A 17004-nucleotide genomic window follows, 5' to 3' on the forward strand; every position below is an offset into this window, starting at 1 on the left:
TCGCGCAGGAGGCCGCCGCGACGTGAACCGGACAATCGACTGGAGGACGATCACCATGCCCACCGCTGACCGGGGATTCCGTGCCGATAGGCCGCTGCCCTCAGGGCCCGGCGGATGTGCGGGCTCCCTCGGACAGGCCCGTGCGCCGACGGCGCTCGACACGGCCGGGATCGGGCCAGCGCACGCCGGTGGCCCAGCCCAGACGCTCGAAGAGCCGGATCAGCCCGGCGGCAGGGTCGATCTGGTGCCGGTCCAGGCCGTGCACGGCGCAGGTGGGTTCACTGTGGTGACCGTTGTGCCAGCTCTCCCCGAACGACAGAACCGCCAGCGGCCACAGGTTGGTCGAGCGGTCATGACGGCGAGTGGCGAAAGGCCTGCTGCCGACCACGTGGCAAAGAGAGTTGACGCTCCAGGTGACGTGCTGCAGGAGGGCGATGCGAACCAGCCCGGCCCACAGGAACGCGGTCAGCCCGCCGTACAGGCTGCCGCTGATCGCCCAGCCGGCCAGGAACGGCAGCCCCAGCGACAAGGCGCACAGTGCGGGGAAGGCACGCGCCACTCTCACCATCGCCGGATCGGCGAGCAGGTCGGGCGCGTAGCGGGAGGCCGGCGTCAGATCGTCGGTGAACAGCCAGCCCAGATGGGCGTGCGCAAGGCCGCGAAGCTGGCCGTACAGGCTGGTGCCGTACCGGTAAGGAGAGTGCGGATCGCCGGGGCGGTCGGTGAAGGCGTGATGGCGTCGATGGACGGCCACCCAGTCGATGACGTTGCCCTGGAAGCTCATCGACCCGGCGACCGCCAGCGCGATCCGAAGCCACGGGCGGGCGGTGAAGGACCCGTGAGTGAGCAGCCGGTGGAATCCGACGGTCACCCCGAATCCGGTCACCATGTAGAGCGCCCCGGCCAGCAGCAGATCGGTGAGCACGACTCCGTGCCCCCATGCCAGCAAGATCCCGGTTCCGAGCGCGACGAACGGCAGCACGACGATCGTCGCGGTCAGTCCTGTCTGCGCTCTGCCGGCCGAAACCTGCTCTGCGGCCCCGGGGAACGGTGACGTGCCGTCGTAGTCCTCCCGGCGTTTCAGGATATGTTCGGAGGTGATCATGAGCCTCTTCCCTCTCGTCCTATAGGGCGGCACGTCCGTGCACGTAACACCATCGCCGGGGTGTTTCCGAATCCAGTGCGGCAACCACCGGATGGTCGGTCTCCTCGTAGTGCGCCCGCGCGTGACCGCCGGGCGAATCATCGGAGCAGGCGACCCACCCGCAGGTCAGGCACACCAGCAGGTGAGACCAGGGCAGCCCCAGGGCCAGGCACGGCCGGCATTCGGGAGCCTCGTGCCGGACGTCCGGGAGCATGTCGAGGTGCTCACAGCGGCGCTCCTGTCCGTTCGGCCCGCTGTGGGCGCGGACCTTCATGCACACCACGTTCAGGGTCATCGCGCCCCCTTACGGCGGTCGCAGCGACGCGAGGTGCGCCGGCTCATCTGCCTCAAGTCAACGCGGCCGAGGGTGCGGGGGAAACGTCGATTCCGAGTCAGGCTCATCTCCGGCTGAGATGGCCCGCCGAGGCACCACCCGAGTCCGCCCTCCACCCGCACCCGACGGGCACCTCACCGCGATCCTGCCGCCTCCCGTTCGCCGGCGATCAGCAGGTGGCAGGCGGCTGGAGAGGACGCGGCAGGAGGCCGGAAGCCGGCGAGGTAGGCTGAAGGAGCCGAGGACATTTCGTGCGTTGGCAGTCAGGTCGGCGTCGCCCCCGGCGAACCATCGCTTCGGCCCCTGCAAGGAGCCGGACAGGCCAGGCAGTCATGGTGCCAGCGCTTCTTTCTCGTCCCAAGCCGCTGAGCGCCGCCGCGCCCGAGGTTCCCGTGATCGACTCGGCGGTCCGGCTCTCCTTGAATCCCGTGCTGGACCGGCGCGCCACCGTGGACGGGGCGTGGTGGCCCTACTCCCGCGACGCCACCGCCGAGCTGCCCGGCCTCATCGCCGCCGTCGATCAGCGGGTCGGCCGGACCACGCTGCGGGTCGGCGTGTACCGGGACGCGTGGGACCACATCCCGCGCCGTGTCCCGGCGCATAAGCGCCAGGTGAAAGTCGGCTGGTTCCGCTACATCGACCCCCACGTGATCACCTTGATCCTCTCGGGCGCCGAGCCGATCGTCCTGCTGGTCGTCCCGCCGGGCACCGCAAGCGGGCCCGCCGAGGCCGTCCTCACGCTCGTCACCGGGAAGACGGCGGGCCTCGCTCCGGCCGACATCCTCGCCTCCGCGCACCTTCCCACCGCACCGGGCGCCGGCCCGGCGGACCAGGAGTGCATGCTCCGCTGGGAGAACGAAGGCGGGTCCGTCACCGAGCACCAGACCGTTGCTGCCGGTCGGTGACCTGCGTCGCAGTGAGCCACGCGCCGCCGCCGGCCGGACCTGGCAAGCCGGCACCGCCCTTTTCCGGCGGCGGATCGATCTGCGGCCGGCAGTCCCTGTCTCAGCCGCCAAGGGTGAGACCGGGCGCGGAGCACCAGCCGGTGAGGTCGAGCAGGCGTCGCGTCTGCGGGGGCGCCGACCGCAAGATCAGTGAGTGATCACCCTCCAGCCGCGCAGCAGCCGTGACGAGGGCACGCAGGCCACCGACATCGATGAACATCAGGCCGCTGAGGTCGACGTGGATGTCGGCGCTGTTCGACATCGAGGCCAGTGCCAGGGTCAGAGCGGGCAGACTGATGCGGTCGAGGTCGCCTTCGATGCGGAGTCCCTGAGGATCGGCACACGCGGTGATTCGCCGGCGCCGGACGACGGCCGTCATGGGCAGAGTCGGCGTTCGAATCATCGACGCGTGAGGAGGGCTCGAAGTCGGTCCTTGGGACCGCGGCTCGCCGGAAGACGCCCGTCCCGTACGGTCTGCCTGATAGGCGGCTCGTATAGCGGCTTGTGGTGCTCGGAGGCGTCATCGGCCGACGTGGATACCATCCGGCGTCGGGCGAGCCGACGGAGCTGGATGATCCGCCCGACTCCGGGGAGTGCGACGGCGAGAATGCCGCCGGTCATGGCCAGCAGGAGCGCGACGCCCAGAGGCAGGTCTCCGTCGGCGCCGAAGAAGGAAACCCTGATCACTTGGCCGTTCTGCAGCACGAAGATCAGCAGCAGGAGCAGGATGAACGCCGCCGTGATGGTCGCCACCCACATCGCGCTCGCACGCGTACGCGCAAGGACGAACCGGCGGGATGGCCCGGCCGTGGGCACTTCGACCGGCTGGGACTCGAGTGGCTTCGACAGGTCGGGCATGGCTGCTCTCCTTCTTTCCGTCAGGCCGGCCGCGGTCTCCTCGGCGGATCCGCCGAGGGGGGCAGGAGGGTTCGGAGGATGGACCTGAAGGAACTCCAACGTATGCCCGGTGGATCGACGCGGTGAGTGCGGGGAACAGGGCGATCCGAGCTCGGCTCATCACTTACGGTGATGACCCCCGTCCCGCCCTCGGGTGGAGGAGCCGCTCTTGGGGTGAGGCGAGACGGTCCACATCGGAACCGCCCGGCCGGGAAGCGGTGGCGGGCATGGAGCTACGCCAACTCCGCTTGGCTGCGACGCTGTGCCGAGGTCGGTACCCCCCGAGCGGTACCGGCAACTGACCGGCGGAACCACAAGGTTTCCCCGGCCCCTACTCGCTTCCAGCGCCCTGCCCGAAGCCGGCCCCCACGTCAGTACAGCCGTCGGTCAGGCCTCTTGACGCCATCAGGGTCCGGAAGGGCGGCGAGGGGAAGCCGCAGCGTGAAGCGTGCACCGCCGATGGGAGAGTCTCCGGCATGGAGGGTCCCGTCATGCGCCTGAGCGATTTCACGGGCGATCGACAACCCGAGGCCCGTGCCGCTGCGGTCGCGGCGGCGGCCTGCGTCCAGCCTGGTGAATCGTTCGAAGATCCGCTCGATGTCGGCCTCGGCGATCCCTTCGCCGTCGTCGGAGACCGCCAGTTCCGCGATGCGCCCGTTATGGCCGACCTCGATCCGTACGACCCGTTCGGCGTGCCGTTGGGCATTGTCCAGCAGATTTGTGAGTACCCGGCCGATCTGAATACCGACGATCTTGACGTACACCCCGGGGACGAGCCACAACTGGACCGGAATCCGGTCCGCCCGGCGGGAGACTTCCGCCTTGACCAGCTGTGCCAGGTCGACGGGCGCCCGCCCGTTCGGCACAACGCTCTCGACACGGGACAGCAGAAGCAGATCACCGATGATCGCCTCGAGCCGGTCGACGGCGCTCAGCGCACGTTGGAGGGTCTCGTGCAGATGAACATCGTCTGGATGCAACTGAGCCTCCTCAAGCTCTGCGCGCAGCCCAGCGAGGGGGTTACGCAACTCGTGCGACGTGTCGGAGGCGAACCGCCGCTGTTGCTGCAGTGCCTTGTTGAGCCGTTGCAACGTGCAGATCACGGCCCTGGTGGTCCGGGCGATCTCGTCTTCACCGAGGGGATTGGAAACCTCCGCGTCAAGGTGTGTGACAGATGCGGGGATGTCGAGACCGTCGATACAGCCGGACAGAGCCTCAACGTGCCTCATGTCCATGTCAATTCTTCCTTCCCGCGACCGAGCGGTCGGGGTGTGTGGGTATCGCCCGCGTGCCTGCCGTATCCCCGTGAGTCACGAGGAGTCCTGTGCATTCCGAAGCCGGCCGGGAACTCCTTCGGCCCTTGGCCGGGGGGCTCGACGAGGGAATGTCTCGGGGGCGACGACGAGGGCCTCATGGCACCCTTGCACGGCGATGCCGGCGTGCCCTCTGCAGCAAAGCGGCGCTTTCGCCTGCCGGGGTACCGGCACTGGGCGCTCCTGAGCCCAACCCCGCCGAGGCGGTAGTTCGGGGAAGATCCGCGGTGACCCGCGGTGGCACGCATGTTCACCAATCTAGGAAGACGCCAGACGCCACGCCACCCGCATATGGTGCATCTGACACCCCCCAGATGGGCCGAATCGCGGGCTCAACCAGGTTTTCGCAGTCCTGGCAGAAGCCCCGTCCGAGTCGCCACGACAACCGCTTCGAGCTGGCTGTGCGCGCCCAGCTTCATCATGACGTTCTTGACATGGCCTCGAGCGGTGTGAAGGCTCACGACGAGTCGCCCGGCGATCGCACGGGGATCGAGCCCTTCGCCCATCAGATTCAGGACTTCCAGCTCGCGCGCGGTGAGCCCCGCCCAGCTCTCGCGCCCACCGTGCGGCGGTGCGCTGGGGTCCTGGAGGAGCGCTTTGAGCGGTTCGCCCTCCACCATAAGGATGTTCTTGCCGACCGGGGCGCGGATCACTCTGAGAATGTCCGGAAATTTACTGTCCTTGGCGAGAAATCCGGAAGCCCCTGCCGCCGCCGCTGCCGCGAACAGGTCTGGGCTGGCATCGCCCGTCAAGATGAGGACGCGGACATCCGGGTGAGACGCTTTGATCCGCCTCGTCCCCTCGATTCCGTCGACGTCCGGAAGATGAATGTCCATGAGCACGACGTCGGGACTCCGCATCGTGGTGAGCGAGACGGCGTTCTCGACCGTTCCCACGGCGCCCACACACTTCAGGTCGGGCTGGGCGTCGATCGCGATCTCAAGAGCGCCGGCGAGCGCCCGCTGATCCTCGACCACGAGAACTCGGATCACAGGATGCTCCTGCCCGCCGTGGCCCTGTCCGCTGCTCGGCTCATGGCTGCTCACTTCATGAGCGGTTTCGCCGCCGTACGCCGGTCGGCCGGGGCCCGCTCTGCCCGTCTCCCGGATGAGGCACAGCTTGATCAGAAAGGTTGCTTGGGAGCCGGCCGACGGGGGCGCGTCCCCTGGCGAGAGCGGGCCGAAGACCCTGTGGCCTGCCCTTATGAACTGTGGCCTGCCCCTGTGAACTCATCATGACGCTACCCCGCGTGCGCCGTGATGCACAAACAGATCGACCTGCATCGTCGCTCCACGCGGGGGGCGGCGATGCGTGACGCGTGCGCAAAGCGGGCGGGGAGGGCACCTCCATCCGCCACGCGTGCCGTCTTCTCTTCCGATGCTCGTCCCTGCCCGTCTTCGGGGTACGAAGAGCGGTAGACCGTAAGGCCCCAGCTCGGAGCCCTGCGAACGTTGGAGACGGTTCCTGACGTGACCACTTACTCATTCAGGCTGTACGTGGCTGGGAACTCGGAGCGGTCCCACGCCGCGGAGGTGAACCTGCGGTTCCTGTGCGACGCTCACCTCTCCGGCATGTACGAGGTCGAGGTCATCGACACCGTCGCGCGGCCAGAGCTGGCCGAGGAGGGACGGATCCTGGCCACCCCCACCGTGGTCAGGCTCACGCCACCACCACAGCGGCGGGTGATCGGGGATCTGTCCGATCACGGCCGCGCCGCCATCGCTCTGGGCCTCCCAGCCGCGGACGCATCGCCCATGGAAGGGCAGTGACGATGACTGGCAGCAACACCATCGAGCGGATCCCCACGGGGATCAGCGGCTTCGAGCACGTAACCCTGGGCGGATTGCCCGCGGGCCGATCCACACTGGTGAGCGGCACGACCGGCAGCGGTAAGACCTTGTTCGCCGTTGAGTTCCTCTCCCGCGGAATCATGCGCTTCAACGAGTCCGGGGTGTTTGTCACCTTCGAGGAGACATCCACCGACATCCGCCGTAACGCAGCCTCACTGGGCTTCCCCGTACAGCTGTGGGAGGACGAAGGAAAGTGGGCCTTCGTCGAAGCCTCGGCGAGTATCGGCGAGGACACGCCCGCCGTCGGCGCCTACGACTTCGGCGCCCTGGTGGCGCGCATCGAGCACGCGGTCCGCCAGACCGGGGCTCGCCGTGTCGCGCTCGACTCGCTCAACGCGATCTTCACCCAGTTCACCGACAGCGGCATCGTCCGCCATGAGCTGTTCCGGATCGCCTCCGCCCTCAACGCGCTCGGAGTCACCTCGGTGCTCACCGCGGAGCGTCCCGAAGAGTACGACGGTGTGACCCGCTACGGGGTCGAGCCTTTCGTCCTCGACAATGTCATCATCCTGCGCAACGTGCTCCGGCAGGGTCGGCGAACCCGGACGGTTGAGATCGTCAAGTTCCGCGGCGCCCAGCACCGTACGGGGGAATGGCTGTTCACGATTGATCCACGGGACGGCATCGTGGTGGTCCCCCTCGCGTTCCTCACGCCGTCCGACCACGCGTCACTCGCCCGCGTCTCGTCAGGGATTCCCGAGTTGGACGAAATGTGCGGCGGCGGCTTCTACCGGGACGCGATCGTCCTGATCACCGGGCCCACCGGCGCGGGCAAGACAATGGCGAGTCTGCGTTTCGCGGCCGCCGCCGTCGAGGCGGGTGAGCGCTGCCTGCTGTGCACCTTCGACGGGACCCCCGGGCAACTCTTCCGCAGCGCCGCGAGCTGGGGTCTGGATCTCAAGGCGATGCAGGCAGCGGGTCTGCTCCGAGTCATGTGCGGCTACGCGGAGGTGATGTCTCCAGAAGACCACTTTCTGCAGCTCAGGAACGCCATTGAGGAGTTCGCGCCTGGCCGACTCGTCATCGACACGTTGTCCGCTCTCGAACGCGTGGCCGCGCCGCGGACCCTACTCGATTTCATCATCGCGCTGACGGCGGTTCTCCGACAGCGCGAGATAACCACTCTTTTCACGGGGACACCTGCCGAACGGTTCAATTCGGCAAACGCGCCGCTGATCACCTCCGACGTCGCCGCCCTTGCCGACGTCTGGATCCAGCTCCGGTATGTCACAGGGCCCGTCGAGATCCAGCGCGCCATCGCCGTGCTCCAGGCGCGCGGCTCCGCCCATGACCACAGCATTCGCCAGTTCAGGATCGACCGCACCGGAATGCACATCGGTGAGCCCCTGACAGGCGCCCCCCACGGCTTCACTGAGGCGATCGGTCCCGGCGGCGCGTGGGAAGCGCCCGAGTCCGAAGTGACAGAGGGTCCGTCGGGGTGAGTGCCGGCGGCGGGTCCTCGCCTGGCGGAAACCCCATAGGAGGCTCCGAGTCGGGCCGGCCCAACGACGTCGAATTCCGGGACGATATCAGCCAGGTCATCGTTTCGGCTTCGGCGGACGGGATCGTCGCCGTCGACAAGGAAGGAATCATCAGGCTCTGCAACCCCGCTGCCGCGGAGCTCTTCGCCCGCTCGGCAGAGGAGCTGATCGGCACACCGTTCGGCTTCCCCATCGCCGCGGGCGCGGCGACCGAGATCGACTTGATGCTGCCCGCCGGAGGCAGACGGGTCGTCGAGATGCGGGTCACCGCCACGACCCTGGAAGGTGAGCCCCTGTACGTCGCCGCGCTCCGCGACGTCACACGAAGCAGGCACGTCGAACAAGAGCTGGAGGCGGCCCTGGAACGCCAGAACGTCGCGGTCGCCGTCGCAGCCCATGAGCTCCACAATCCTCTGGCCACCATCAGCGTGCTGGTGGACGTGCTACGTGACCGCCTGATCGCGCTCGCCGAGGAGCGAAGAACCGAGATCATCGAGCGCATCGCCGATCGGACGGCCCGGCTCCAAGGGCTCGTCCGCAAGCTCCTCACCGCGTCGACCATCGAAGCGAAAGGCGCGTCCGCCCGCGTGGAACGCGTCCCCGTGCTCGAAGTGCTCCTTGAACGACTCGGCGAGCTGGACGCACGATCGCAGCAGGTGCACGTGTCCTGCAGCCCTCATCTGGAGGCCCTGGTCGATCGCAGGGAGTTTTCTGCGATGGTGGACAACTACCTGGAGAACGCGTTCGCCTATGGGCGTCCGCCCGTCGAGGTGTCCGCGACCGGGCAGCCGGAATGGATCCTTCTCCGGGTGTGCGACCGTGGGCCAGGTGTGCCGGAGGCTTTCGTGCCCCGGTTGTTCGAGCGCTTCAGCCGTGCGCGGGAGGTTGACCGCGAGACAGAGGGGACGGGCTTGGGGCTGTGGATCGTCCGAAGCTTCGCCCTGGGCAACGGCGGCGACGCCTGGTATGAGCCCCGCGAGGGCGAGGGGGCCTGTTTCTGCCTCCGCCTGCGACGACCGCCTTCACCCGGCGCGCCGGACCGGACCGAGGAATAGCCGCCGAGGCGCCGGGCGGAGGCGCCGGTCGCGACGTCTGGCCCTATGTATCGGCCGACGCGGTTCGCCCGGGGACCTCGGACACGAGCACTCGGTCAATGTGATCTCCGGAGGTCATTGGGACCTGGACAGGAACGAGGTCGGGTGCCGGCGGCGTTCCCGCTCGTCGACGGCGCCGCCGGAAGCCTGTCGCGCCCGACCACGAAAACCTGTGTTCGCCGCAGTAGACATTCGTGCCCGATGGGGCTAGTGTTTCTCGCATCGCAAGGAACGGTTCGGCAGGGCAGCAGAAGTACCGGCACCACGATGGACTGCCCTGAACAAGATGAAGTTCGAAGTCTGAAGTCGATGGCAGAAGGTCGGACGTGGTGGGCCGGTGCAGTGGTTGGGGCCCTGATCGTGGACGCGCTGCCGCAGGTGAAGCCGGACAGGGTCCGGAAAGAGTTGAAGGGAGTGTTGACGCCATCAGGATCGCCCGTTGCCGGCTGAGTCTCGCCGTTAGGGTACCGCAGTTCCACAGATAGGAAGGTGGTCTACGGTCACGTATCCGCGATCCCCGCACCACCGCCGCTCAGTACGGCGGACGCGGAAAACAGTACGCCGGCCAGATAGCCGGTAGATGGTGTTGAACTCTTTGGGGCCCCGGCACAACAGGTGCCGGGGCCCCCTGTGCGCGTGATGGAAGGAACGTATGGATCAACCTCACTCGGCTGGCAAGGGTGACGCGCTCACTCACGGCAGGACCGCGGACACGGCCGGCTCCAGGCCTGGGCCGAGGGCCGAAGATCGGCCAGAAGATCAGTTCGAAGATCGGTTCGACGACGAGGACTACCCCGCCTACAGCATGGGCACGGCCGCGGAGATGCTCGGTGTCAGCCCCGCGTTCCTGCGGGCTCTGGGCGCCGCGAAACTGATCGAGCCGAAACGCTCCAGCGGCGGCCATCGCCGCTACTCCCGCTACCAGCTGCGGCTGGCCGCGCGCGCCCGGGAACTCGTCGATCAGGGCACTCCTGTGGAAGCCGCCTGCCGGATCATCATCTTGGAAGACCAGCTCGCCGAGGCGCTGCGCATCAACAACGCGCGCGAGCGCCCGGCCGAACACTAGCCGGCACCGGCGGCGAGAAGACCCGGCGGCGTGAGGCCGACCAGGTCCAGCCTGTGCGGCTTGGCGACGTGGTTGCTCTCTGCCGCCGGCCTCGCATCTCCGGGGCTTCATGCCTCCTACCTGGCCTGATGACGTTTCACCCGCTGTCGATCACCGGTGTCGAGGAGTCGCGCGACTGTGGCCGACATCCGCTGCCGCCGATTCTCACGCAGCAGCGATACAGCAGCAGAAAACGAATCAGGGCCCGCACCTGTGAAGGTGCGAGCCCTGAAACGTGGCGCTGTTCGTCAGGCGGGAACGATGTTCTCGGCCTGCGGGCCCTTCTGACCCTGAGTGACGTCGAAGGCCACCTTCTGGCCCTCACGCAGCTCGCGGTAGCCGCCCTGAGAAATGATGTTCGAGTAGTGCGCGAAGACGTCGGCGCCGCCGCCGTCCTGCTCGATGAAGCCGAAGCCCTTTTCCGCGTTGAACCACTTCACGGTGCCAGAAGCCATTTTAATCTCCTCTTGATAGGCGTAGCCGAAATCCGCACTGTCACGAATTCCGCGTTGCCGCGATAGGCCCACACCCGGAGAAGACCGGCAAACAAAAAAATGCACCTGAGGCTACATCCGTCAGGTGCACACAAGTTTATTATGGGTACCACAACTGCAACTGCCTTCAACCTAGCACACATGAGGCGTGATACGCACACCCCGCCGCTATCCGCCGGGATGAGCCGCATTCCGCGCGGCGCCGCACACCCGTCTCCGTACACGCGTAGCTGCAGGTCAGCACATGATGGCGGATCCGCACCAAGGCCGGAGGGCGCTCGTCGTCTCCCCCAGGGCCACGGGTCAAGGTGGAGCGGGACGCGCCCGGTCGGCACCACCAACGCGAGACATTCTGGACCAAGAGCGCCAGTTCGCCTCCGACATCGCCCACGATCCGCTGGCTGGGATACGCATCGAACCTGCATCTCGCTTCCGGAACAGCGCCGTTCCAGATGACACGAGGTAATGTTCAAACACCGAGGACTTTTCGTGCGTTGGCAATCAGGTCGGCGTCGCCCACGGCGATATATCAGGACGCGGTCCTTTTCGAGGGCCAAGACAGGCCAGGCGATCATGACACCGACGCTGCTCACTTGTTCCACACCGCCCAGCGCCCCTGCCGACGCGGCCCCCGTCGTCGGCTCTGACGTCCGGCCACGGCCGGCTCCCGTCCTCGGCCCGGCATACGCCGCGAACGGCCCTGCCGGAACCGCGCTCATGCGCGCCGGTCGGGGCACGCTCGGCCTGCTCCCCGTCAGCCTCCTCACCACTGCGACCCGCAAAGAAGGCGGCGCCACGCGGGGCGTGGACGGGGAGAACGACGGCGGGCACATCAGCACGCTGCCGGCGGACCTGCCGGACGGGTGCCGACGCCGCCGGTCGCACTCCCACCTGCCAAGCCTGCCGCGAAAGACCCCGTCTCGTCGCCGGCCAGCGCGTTCCATCGCCGTCCGTGACACCACGCCACCCGGCCGAGCCTGCCCTTCGGTCCCGACGACCATCCGGTTGTCCGGTGAGATCGACATCTTCACCAGTCCCGGCCTGCGTGAGGATCTGCTGGACGTCCTGCGCTACAGCAGTGGCGTGCTCGTCATCGATCTGTCGGGTGTGGCGGCATGCGACGCCTGCGGGCTAGGAGTTCTGGTCGGCATCCAGCGCCGCGCAAAGGCGATGGGGATCACCCTTTCCCTGACCGCGGCCCGCCCGTACCTGTCCCGGCTACTTCATGTAACCGGCCTGGACCGCATCATCCCGATGCCGGCGTAGCCGGAGGGCCCATGAGCCGCGGCGAAGGCGGAAGCCCTCGCCGCGCAGGAGGCGGGCCGCGAAGGAGTCGGTGGCCCGCAGGACGAGGGCGGCCGCACCCTACAGCGCCGCACCGCGCAGCACCGGGCAGCACCGGGCAGCACCGGGCAGCACCGGGCAGCACCGGGCAACGCCACCACACAACAGCACAGCACCGCATCGCGCCCTATACGACGGCTCAGAAGCTGCTGATCCGTGTCGACCCGTAGGGAGCGAAGCGGGCTGCCACCACGTGCCTGAAGTTGACCACATAGGTGAAGGTGCCCGGCTCGCCCTCATGGGAGATCTGAAGGGACACCACAGTGCCCTGCTCCATCCAGTCGACGAGTCTGTCGACTGCGGGCGTCGCGCCGTGCACGCGGAGAATCAGTTCCTTTTCCTTGCCAACGCTCAGCAAGTAGAGCAGCCCGGTGGGAGCGTCCATGGTCATGCGCTGCTCCTCATCGTGAGGATGGGACCGGGTCCACGTGGGTATCCCCGCAAAACCCCCGGCGTAGCGTCCACATCGCCCTTTCTGCGGACTCCGCGAACCTCCCCCTGCAGCCGTGCCGCCAACGGGCCCGAACGCCTATCCGAGCCTTACCGGTCCTGAACCGCTTCCTGCTCCCTTCATGGCCCTGGCCCACAGGTGCCGGACGCGGGCGGCGGGTATGTCTCAGCACGGACGGCCCTTTCGTGGCCTGGCTCCTCGACCGCCTCGGGAAGGCTCTGTGATCCTTACACGCGCATCCGTGTCCCCTGCGGCTCTCCTGCACCGGCTGTCGGGAGCCGCGCACTGGCTGACGTCACCGCTGCTTCCCGAGGACTACCTCAGGTTGATCAATCCGCTCTGGGCGGTGGAGGAGTTGTACGGCCGGGTCGAGGCGGTGCACGCGGAAACCTGCGACGCGGCGACTCTGGTGATCCGCCCGGGTCGGGGCTGGACGGTGCACCGTCCCGGTCAATCGGTCCGGATCGGCGTCGACATCGACGGGCGGCGGCACTGGCGGACCTTCTCACTGTCGTCGGCCCCGGACAGGTCCGATGGTCGCATCACCGTCACGGTGAAGGCCGTGCGCGGCGGGCTCGTCTCCGGCCACCTGGTACGGAGCACCATGCCCGGGGCGGTGCTCACGCTGGGACGGCCCGAGGGGGCGTTCGTCCTTCCGGAGCCACCACCACCGCGACTGCTGTTCGTGACCGCCGGGAGCGGCATCACACCGGTGATGGCGATGCTGGACGGCCTGCGTCTGGACAGTGCGGACGGACCGGACATCGTGCTGGTCCACTCGGCGCGAACACCCGACGACGTCATCTTCGGCCGGCGACTCCGGAGCCTGGCTGCGCGATACCCCCGGCTGCGGCTGCACGAGCGGCACACCCGCACCGAAGGACGGCTGCGGCCCGCGGATCTGGCCCGGCTCTGCCCGGACTGGGCCGAGCGGTCCCTATGGGCGTGCGGACCGCCGGCGATGCTCGACGACATCGCGGCGCGCTGGACCGGGCCCGCGGACGGGATCCATGTCGAGCGCTTCAGTCTGGCGCCGGCGGCGGCAGCGGGCTCGGGGGGACACGTCCGCTTCACCAGGAGCGGGCGAGAAGCCGAGGCCGACGGCGGCACACCGTTGCTGGCCGTCGGCGAGAGCGCGGGGGTGCTCATGCCGAGCGGCTGCCGTATGGGCATCTGCTACGGATGCGTCGCGCGCCTGCGCTCGGGCCGGGTACGTGACGTACGGACCGGCCAGGTGCACGGAGACGCAGGAGACATGATCCAGACCTGCGTGTCGGTGGCGATCGGCAAAGTCGAGATCGAACTGTGAAAGGGACACGCATGCCTGCCAAACAACCGGCCTCTGTCGACACCGAGGGGTTCGGCCGCGAGCTGGACAAGATCCGCGACGAGGTGCTCGCGAGCCTCGGCGAGCGGGACGCGGCCTATATCCGGGGTGTCATCGCGGCCCAGCGCAAGCTGGAGCTGACCGGGAGGGCGCTGTTGTTCGCCTCCTGGTTGCCTCCCGCCTGGGCCGCCGGGACGGCGGCGCTGGCCGTCGCGAAGATCCTGGAGAACATGGAGATCGGCCACAACGTTCTGCACGGGCAGTGGGACTGGATGCGGGACCCGAAGATCCACTCCACCACCTGGGAGTGGGACATGGCCTCCCCCGCCAACCAGTGGAAACACTCCCATAACTTCGTCCACCACACCTGGACGAACGTGCTCGGCAAGGACCGCGACATCGGCTATTCGGCGATGCGGATCAGCCCGGAGCAGCCATGGCATCCGATCTATCTCGCCCAGCCGTTCTACAACGCGCTGCTGGCGCTCTTCTTCGAGTACGGCATAGCCATCTACGACCTCGAACTGGAGCGCATCCCGTCGGGGAGAAGGGATCCGAAGGAGGCCCTCGCGCAGGCTCGCGCCGTGGCGGCCAAGATACGCCGCCAGATCGTCAAGGACTACGTCGCGTTCCCGCTGCTCGCCGGTCCGGCCTTCCTGCCCGTCCTGCTCGGCAACCTGACCGCGAACATGGCGCGCAACGTGTGGGCGCACACAATCATCTTCTGCGGTCACTTTCCCGAGGGCGCGCACATCTTCACCGAGGACCGGCTCGAGAACGAGACCCGTGGCGAGTGGTACCTCCGCCAACTGCTCGGCTCGTGCAACATCGACGGCGGACGCCTCCTCCACATCATGAGCGGCAACCTCAGCCACCAGATCGAGCACCACCTGTTCCCCGACCTGCCCAGCAACCGGTACGCGGAGATCGCACCCCGGGTCCGCGCCCTGTGCGAGCGGTTCGGCCTTCCGTACACGTCCGGGTCGCTGGCCCGGCAGGCGGGGTCGGTATGGAAACGCGTCCTGCGGATGGCACTGCCGGGGCCCGGCCGGCCATCGGCGGCCGACTCCTCCGCTCAGGCGCTCAAGGCCGCGGCGTGAGCCCGAGCGGATCCACCGGCGCATGACAAAGCCCCGGACTCCGTGAGGAGCCCGGGGCCGGATGTCGTCGGATGACGGGCCACTATGTGCCCGGCATCGGCGGCGAAGCGTCGCTTAGAGCGGGCGAACCTGCTCGGCCTGCGGGCCCTTGGCGCCCTGGCCCGCGGTGTACTCGACCCGCTGGTTCTCCTCCAGCGAGCGGTAGCCGCCGGCGTCGATGGCAGAGTAGTGGACGAAGACGTCCGGAGTGCCGTCGTCGGGAGCGATGAAGCCGAAGCCCTTTTCGGCGTTGAACCACTTGACGGTTCCCTGAGCCATGTTGCTTTCTCCTTGATAAGACGATCTCGAGGACCACGGGTGTGATCCCCGGGCTGCTGCGACCGACCGCCTTGGGAAAGCCTCGGCTCCGTACGGTAACGCCCGCTGTCATAGCTCCACAGGCGCTGTTACGCAAACTGGGACTTCGACACAACCTGTTTCTTAGAAACAGTACCCGATAGGCGCGCCCGTGTGGCCCCCTTTACGAAACCGCCGTACATCCCGGCCGCGGGCATGACCCCGTACGCGGTCAAGCACTCGACGACGTCTGTTGACCGGGAACCGGTTCAGCGGGGGCGGCGGCCCTTCCTGCCCCGGCCGGTTTGCGTGCCCCGCCGGCCCGACCCGCCCGGAGCGGGACTGCGCGGCTGCTTCCGCGCCTTTTCCTGGGCAGACGCGGGTTCCTGGGCAGGTGCGGGGGTGCGGCCCCGCGAACTGTTCGCCGTACGCCCCCGGACGATGCCGATGAAGTCCTCTACCAGTTCGGTCGTCGCCTCCGCGGGCCAGGCCAGCGCGATCTGCGACTGCGGCGTCTCCACGACCGGCCGGTAGGTCAGATCCTTGCGGTGATGCAGGCGCGCCAGCGACTGCGGGACCAGCAGCAGCCCGGCCCCCGCCGCCACGAGCTGGATCGCCTCCGCCGTCGTGTCCGGGCGCGTGAAAGCCGGCCGCCCCGGCAGGGCCGTCCACTCAAGGGTGTCGTCCATCGGATGGAACACCTCGTCGTCGGCGAGATCGGCAACGGTCACCTCGTCGGCGGCGGCCACCGCGTGATCCTTCGGCACCACGACCACGGTGGTCTCGGCGTAGAGAGGGATCACGCTGAGCCCTGCACGGTCCACGGGCAACCGCACGAACCCGGCGTCGGCGCCGCCCTCGTGCAGGAGCCGCACCACGTCGGCGGCGGCGACGGAGACCAGGCCGAGTGGCACGTCGGGCACACGCTCGGCCCATACGTTGACCCATTTGGCGGGCGTCACCCCAGGCACGTAAGCCAGCCGAAACTCCCTGTCGGTCACCTGCCCAGGGTACCGATGTCCGGGGAGGCGGCTTCCCGCCATACCCTTGACATCATGACCAAGCTCAAGACCACCCAGACGATGAAGCCCGCGACCGCGGCCAAGAAGCTGGGTGTGCTCCTCTCGGCCACTCCCGCCGAGTTCCAGGAGGGAGTCGTCTCCAGGGATGAGCTGAACAGGCTGCAGGCCGATCCGCCGGCGTGGCTGGCCGATCTGCGGCGCAACGGTCCGCATCCCAGGCAGGTCGTCGCCGTGAAGCTGGGCATCTCCAACTCGGGCCTGGCCAGGGCCGGCATCACCGGACCGCTCACCACGGCCGAGATCGAGGCCATCAAGGCGGAGGACCCCGAGTGGCTGAAGCACGAGCGGTCGGTCCAGGCCGAGGTGCGCAAGGAAGCACAGCGCCTCAAGCAGCGCTAGCAGCGCTGGGGAGTGGCGATCTGGACCGGTTCGGTCCGCTGCCATCCGGGCGAGCCGCTGAGTCTTTCCAGCGCGGCCCGGCGCATGAGCAGCTCTACCGCGCCATGGCCTACCGGGACGTGCCAGGCAGGCCACCGGTCCGGGGCCGCCCTGCGTTCGGACAGCCGACCATCGGCTGAAACTCTCCCACTTTTACGTCCGAGGTTTTCCGCCTCCGGCGGAGCCATCGGCACCGTGAATCACAGCGCGACCTGGGGATCCAACTGCGGGTTCTGCTGTCCCCGCGGCGGCGGTCGCAGGGCCCACACCGGTGCACCGATCGGGTCTATTGACGGAGACGGATGCGCTGAATAGCTTCCCGATCAGGAA

General features: G+C 68.0%; 19 protein-coding genes. 9 read left to right on the plus strand and 10 right to left on the minus strand.

The features are described 5' to 3' along the window. Window positions 1–100 precede the first annotated feature (100 nt). Window positions 101–1105, minus strand: coding sequence for an acyl-CoA desaturase (locus ACGFIB_RS25040; RefSeq protein ID WP_357245472.1), 1005 nt, complete (start codon window positions 1103–1105; stop codon window positions 101–103). Between the two features lie 19 nt (window positions 1106–1124). After that, window positions 1125–1439 (minus strand): UBP-type zinc finger domain-containing protein, encoded by a 315-nt coding sequence (locus ACGFIB_RS25045; RefSeq protein ID WP_357245469.1) that lies wholly within the window; start codon window positions 1437–1439, stop codon window positions 1125–1127. Between the two features lie 371 nt (window positions 1440–1810). Between ACGFIB_RS25045 and ACGFIB_RS25050 the strand changes: the two genes are divergently transcribed. Then, on the plus strand, window positions 1811–2383 hold the full coding sequence (locus ACGFIB_RS25050; RefSeq protein WP_393375355.1) for a DUF5994 family protein: 573 nt from the start codon (window positions 1811–1813) through the stop codon (window positions 2381–2383). A 100-nt stretch (window positions 2384–2483) separates the two neighbouring features. On the opposite strand, the gene ACGFIB_RS25055 is transcribed toward ACGFIB_RS25050, so the two are convergent. The 4 genes from ACGFIB_RS25055 to ACGFIB_RS25070 form a co-directional block, all read right to left on the minus strand. Further along, window positions 2484–2801 (minus strand): STAS domain-containing protein, encoded by a 318-nt coding sequence (locus ACGFIB_RS25055; protein WP_357245464.1) that lies wholly within the window; start codon window positions 2799–2801, stop codon window positions 2484–2486. Between the two features lie 20 nt (window positions 2802–2821). Next, window positions 2822–3280, minus strand: a complete 459-nt coding sequence (locus ACGFIB_RS25060) for a lipopolysaccharide assembly protein LapA domain-containing protein (protein WP_393375359.1) — start codon at window positions 3278–3280, stop codon at window positions 2822–2824. A gap of 410 nt (window positions 3281–3690) precedes the next feature. Then, window positions 3691–4554 (minus strand): sensor histidine kinase, encoded by an 864-nt coding sequence (locus tag ACGFIB_RS25065; RefSeq protein WP_357245458.1) that lies wholly within the window; start codon window positions 4552–4554, stop codon window positions 3691–3693. Between the two features lie 410 nt (window positions 4555–4964). Continuing rightward, window positions 4965–5624: a response regulator transcription factor gene (locus tag ACGFIB_RS25070; RefSeq protein WP_357245455.1), complete on the minus strand. Its 660-nt coding sequence runs from the start codon at window positions 5622–5624 to the stop codon at window positions 4965–4967. Window positions 5625–6101: 477 nt separating this feature from the next. Between ACGFIB_RS25070 and ACGFIB_RS25075 the strand changes: the two genes are divergently transcribed. The 4 genes from ACGFIB_RS25075 to ACGFIB_RS25090 all read left to right on the plus strand — a co-directional run bounded on the left by ACGFIB_RS25075 (window position 6102) and on the right by ACGFIB_RS25090 (window position 10123). After that, on the plus strand, window positions 6102–6401 hold the full coding sequence (locus tag ACGFIB_RS25075; RefSeq protein WP_357245452.1) for a circadian clock KaiB family protein: 300 nt from the start codon (window positions 6102–6104) through the stop codon (window positions 6399–6401). 2 nt (window positions 6402–6403) lie between these two features. After that, window positions 6404–7924, plus strand: a complete 1521-nt coding sequence (gene kaiC, locus ACGFIB_RS25080; RefSeq protein ID WP_393375364.1) for a circadian clock protein KaiC — start codon at window positions 6404–6406, stop codon at window positions 7922–7924. Then, window positions 7921–9018, plus strand: coding sequence for a sensor histidine kinase (locus ACGFIB_RS25085; RefSeq protein WP_393375366.1), 1098 nt, complete (start codon window positions 7921–7923; stop codon window positions 9016–9018). Before kaiC ends, ACGFIB_RS25085 begins: the two co-directional genes overlap by 4 nt. An 844-nt stretch (window positions 9019–9862) precedes the next feature. After that, window positions 9863–10123 carry a helix-turn-helix domain-containing protein gene (locus ACGFIB_RS25090; RefSeq protein WP_393375637.1) on the plus strand — a complete coding sequence of 87 codons (261 nt, stop codon included), beginning with the start codon at window positions 9863–9865 and terminating at the stop codon, window positions 10121–10123. Window positions 10124–10410: 287 nt separating this feature from the next. Here the strand turns inward: ACGFIB_RS25090 and ACGFIB_RS25095 are convergent, their stop codons facing one another. Beyond that, window positions 10411–10617, minus strand: coding sequence for a cold-shock protein (locus ACGFIB_RS25095; protein WP_142574528.1), 207 nt, complete (start codon window positions 10615–10617; stop codon window positions 10411–10413). A 1044-nt stretch (window positions 10618–11661) separates the two neighbouring features. Here ACGFIB_RS25095 and ACGFIB_RS25100 point away from each other — a divergent pair. Further along, window positions 11662–11922, plus strand: coding sequence for an STAS domain-containing protein (locus ACGFIB_RS25100; protein ID WP_393375369.1), 261 nt, complete (start codon window positions 11662–11664; stop codon window positions 11920–11922). A gap of 217 nt (window positions 11923–12139) precedes the next feature. On the opposite strand, the gene ACGFIB_RS25105 is transcribed toward ACGFIB_RS25100, so the two are convergent. Further along, complete coding sequence (locus tag ACGFIB_RS25105; RefSeq protein ID WP_142574525.1) at window positions 12140–12391, minus strand: hypothetical protein; 252 nt, start codon at window positions 12389–12391, stop codon at window positions 12140–12142. Window positions 12392–12692: 301 nt separating this feature from the next. On the opposite strand from ACGFIB_RS25105, the gene ACGFIB_RS25110 reads away from it, so the two are divergent. Both ACGFIB_RS25110 and ACGFIB_RS25115 read left to right on the plus strand, forming a co-directional pair. Beyond that, complete coding sequence (locus ACGFIB_RS25110; RefSeq protein WP_393375372.1) at window positions 12693–13760, plus strand: ferredoxin reductase; 1068 nt, start codon at window positions 12693–12695, stop codon at window positions 13758–13760. Between the two features lie 11 nt (window positions 13761–13771). Beyond that, the gene (locus ACGFIB_RS25115; RefSeq protein ID WP_393375375.1) at window positions 13772–14878 is read left to right on the plus strand and encodes a fatty acid desaturase family protein; all 1107 of its coding nucleotides are present in this window, start codon (window positions 13772–13774) and stop codon (window positions 14876–14878) included. Between the two features lie 114 nt (window positions 14879–14992). Here the strand turns inward: ACGFIB_RS25115 and ACGFIB_RS25120 are convergent, their stop codons facing one another. Together ACGFIB_RS25120 and ACGFIB_RS25125 are read right to left on the minus strand one after the other, a co-directional pair. Next, window positions 14993–15196, minus strand: a complete 204-nt coding sequence (locus tag ACGFIB_RS25120) for a cold-shock protein (RefSeq protein WP_139577431.1) — start codon at window positions 15194–15196, stop codon at window positions 14993–14995. Between the two features lie 287 nt (window positions 15197–15483). Beyond that, the gene (locus ACGFIB_RS25125; protein ID WP_393375378.1) at window positions 15484–16215 is read right to left on the minus strand and encodes a LysR family substrate-binding domain-containing protein; all 732 of its coding nucleotides are present in this window, start codon (window positions 16213–16215) and stop codon (window positions 15484–15486) included. Window positions 16216–16269: 54 nt separating this feature from the next. Here ACGFIB_RS25125 and ACGFIB_RS25130 point away from each other — a divergent pair, with 54 nt between their 5' ends. Then, the gene (locus ACGFIB_RS25130; RefSeq protein WP_189105057.1) at window positions 16270–16635 is read left to right on the plus strand and encodes a DUF5997 family protein; all 366 of its coding nucleotides are present in this window, start codon (window positions 16270–16272) and stop codon (window positions 16633–16635) included. Window positions 16636–17004 lie beyond the last annotated feature (369 nt).

The sequence above is a fragment of the Microbispora bryophytorum genome, from assembly GCF_043197435.1.
GTDB lineage: Bacteria > Actinomycetota > Actinomycetes > Streptosporangiales > Streptosporangiaceae > Microbispora > Microbispora bryophytorum.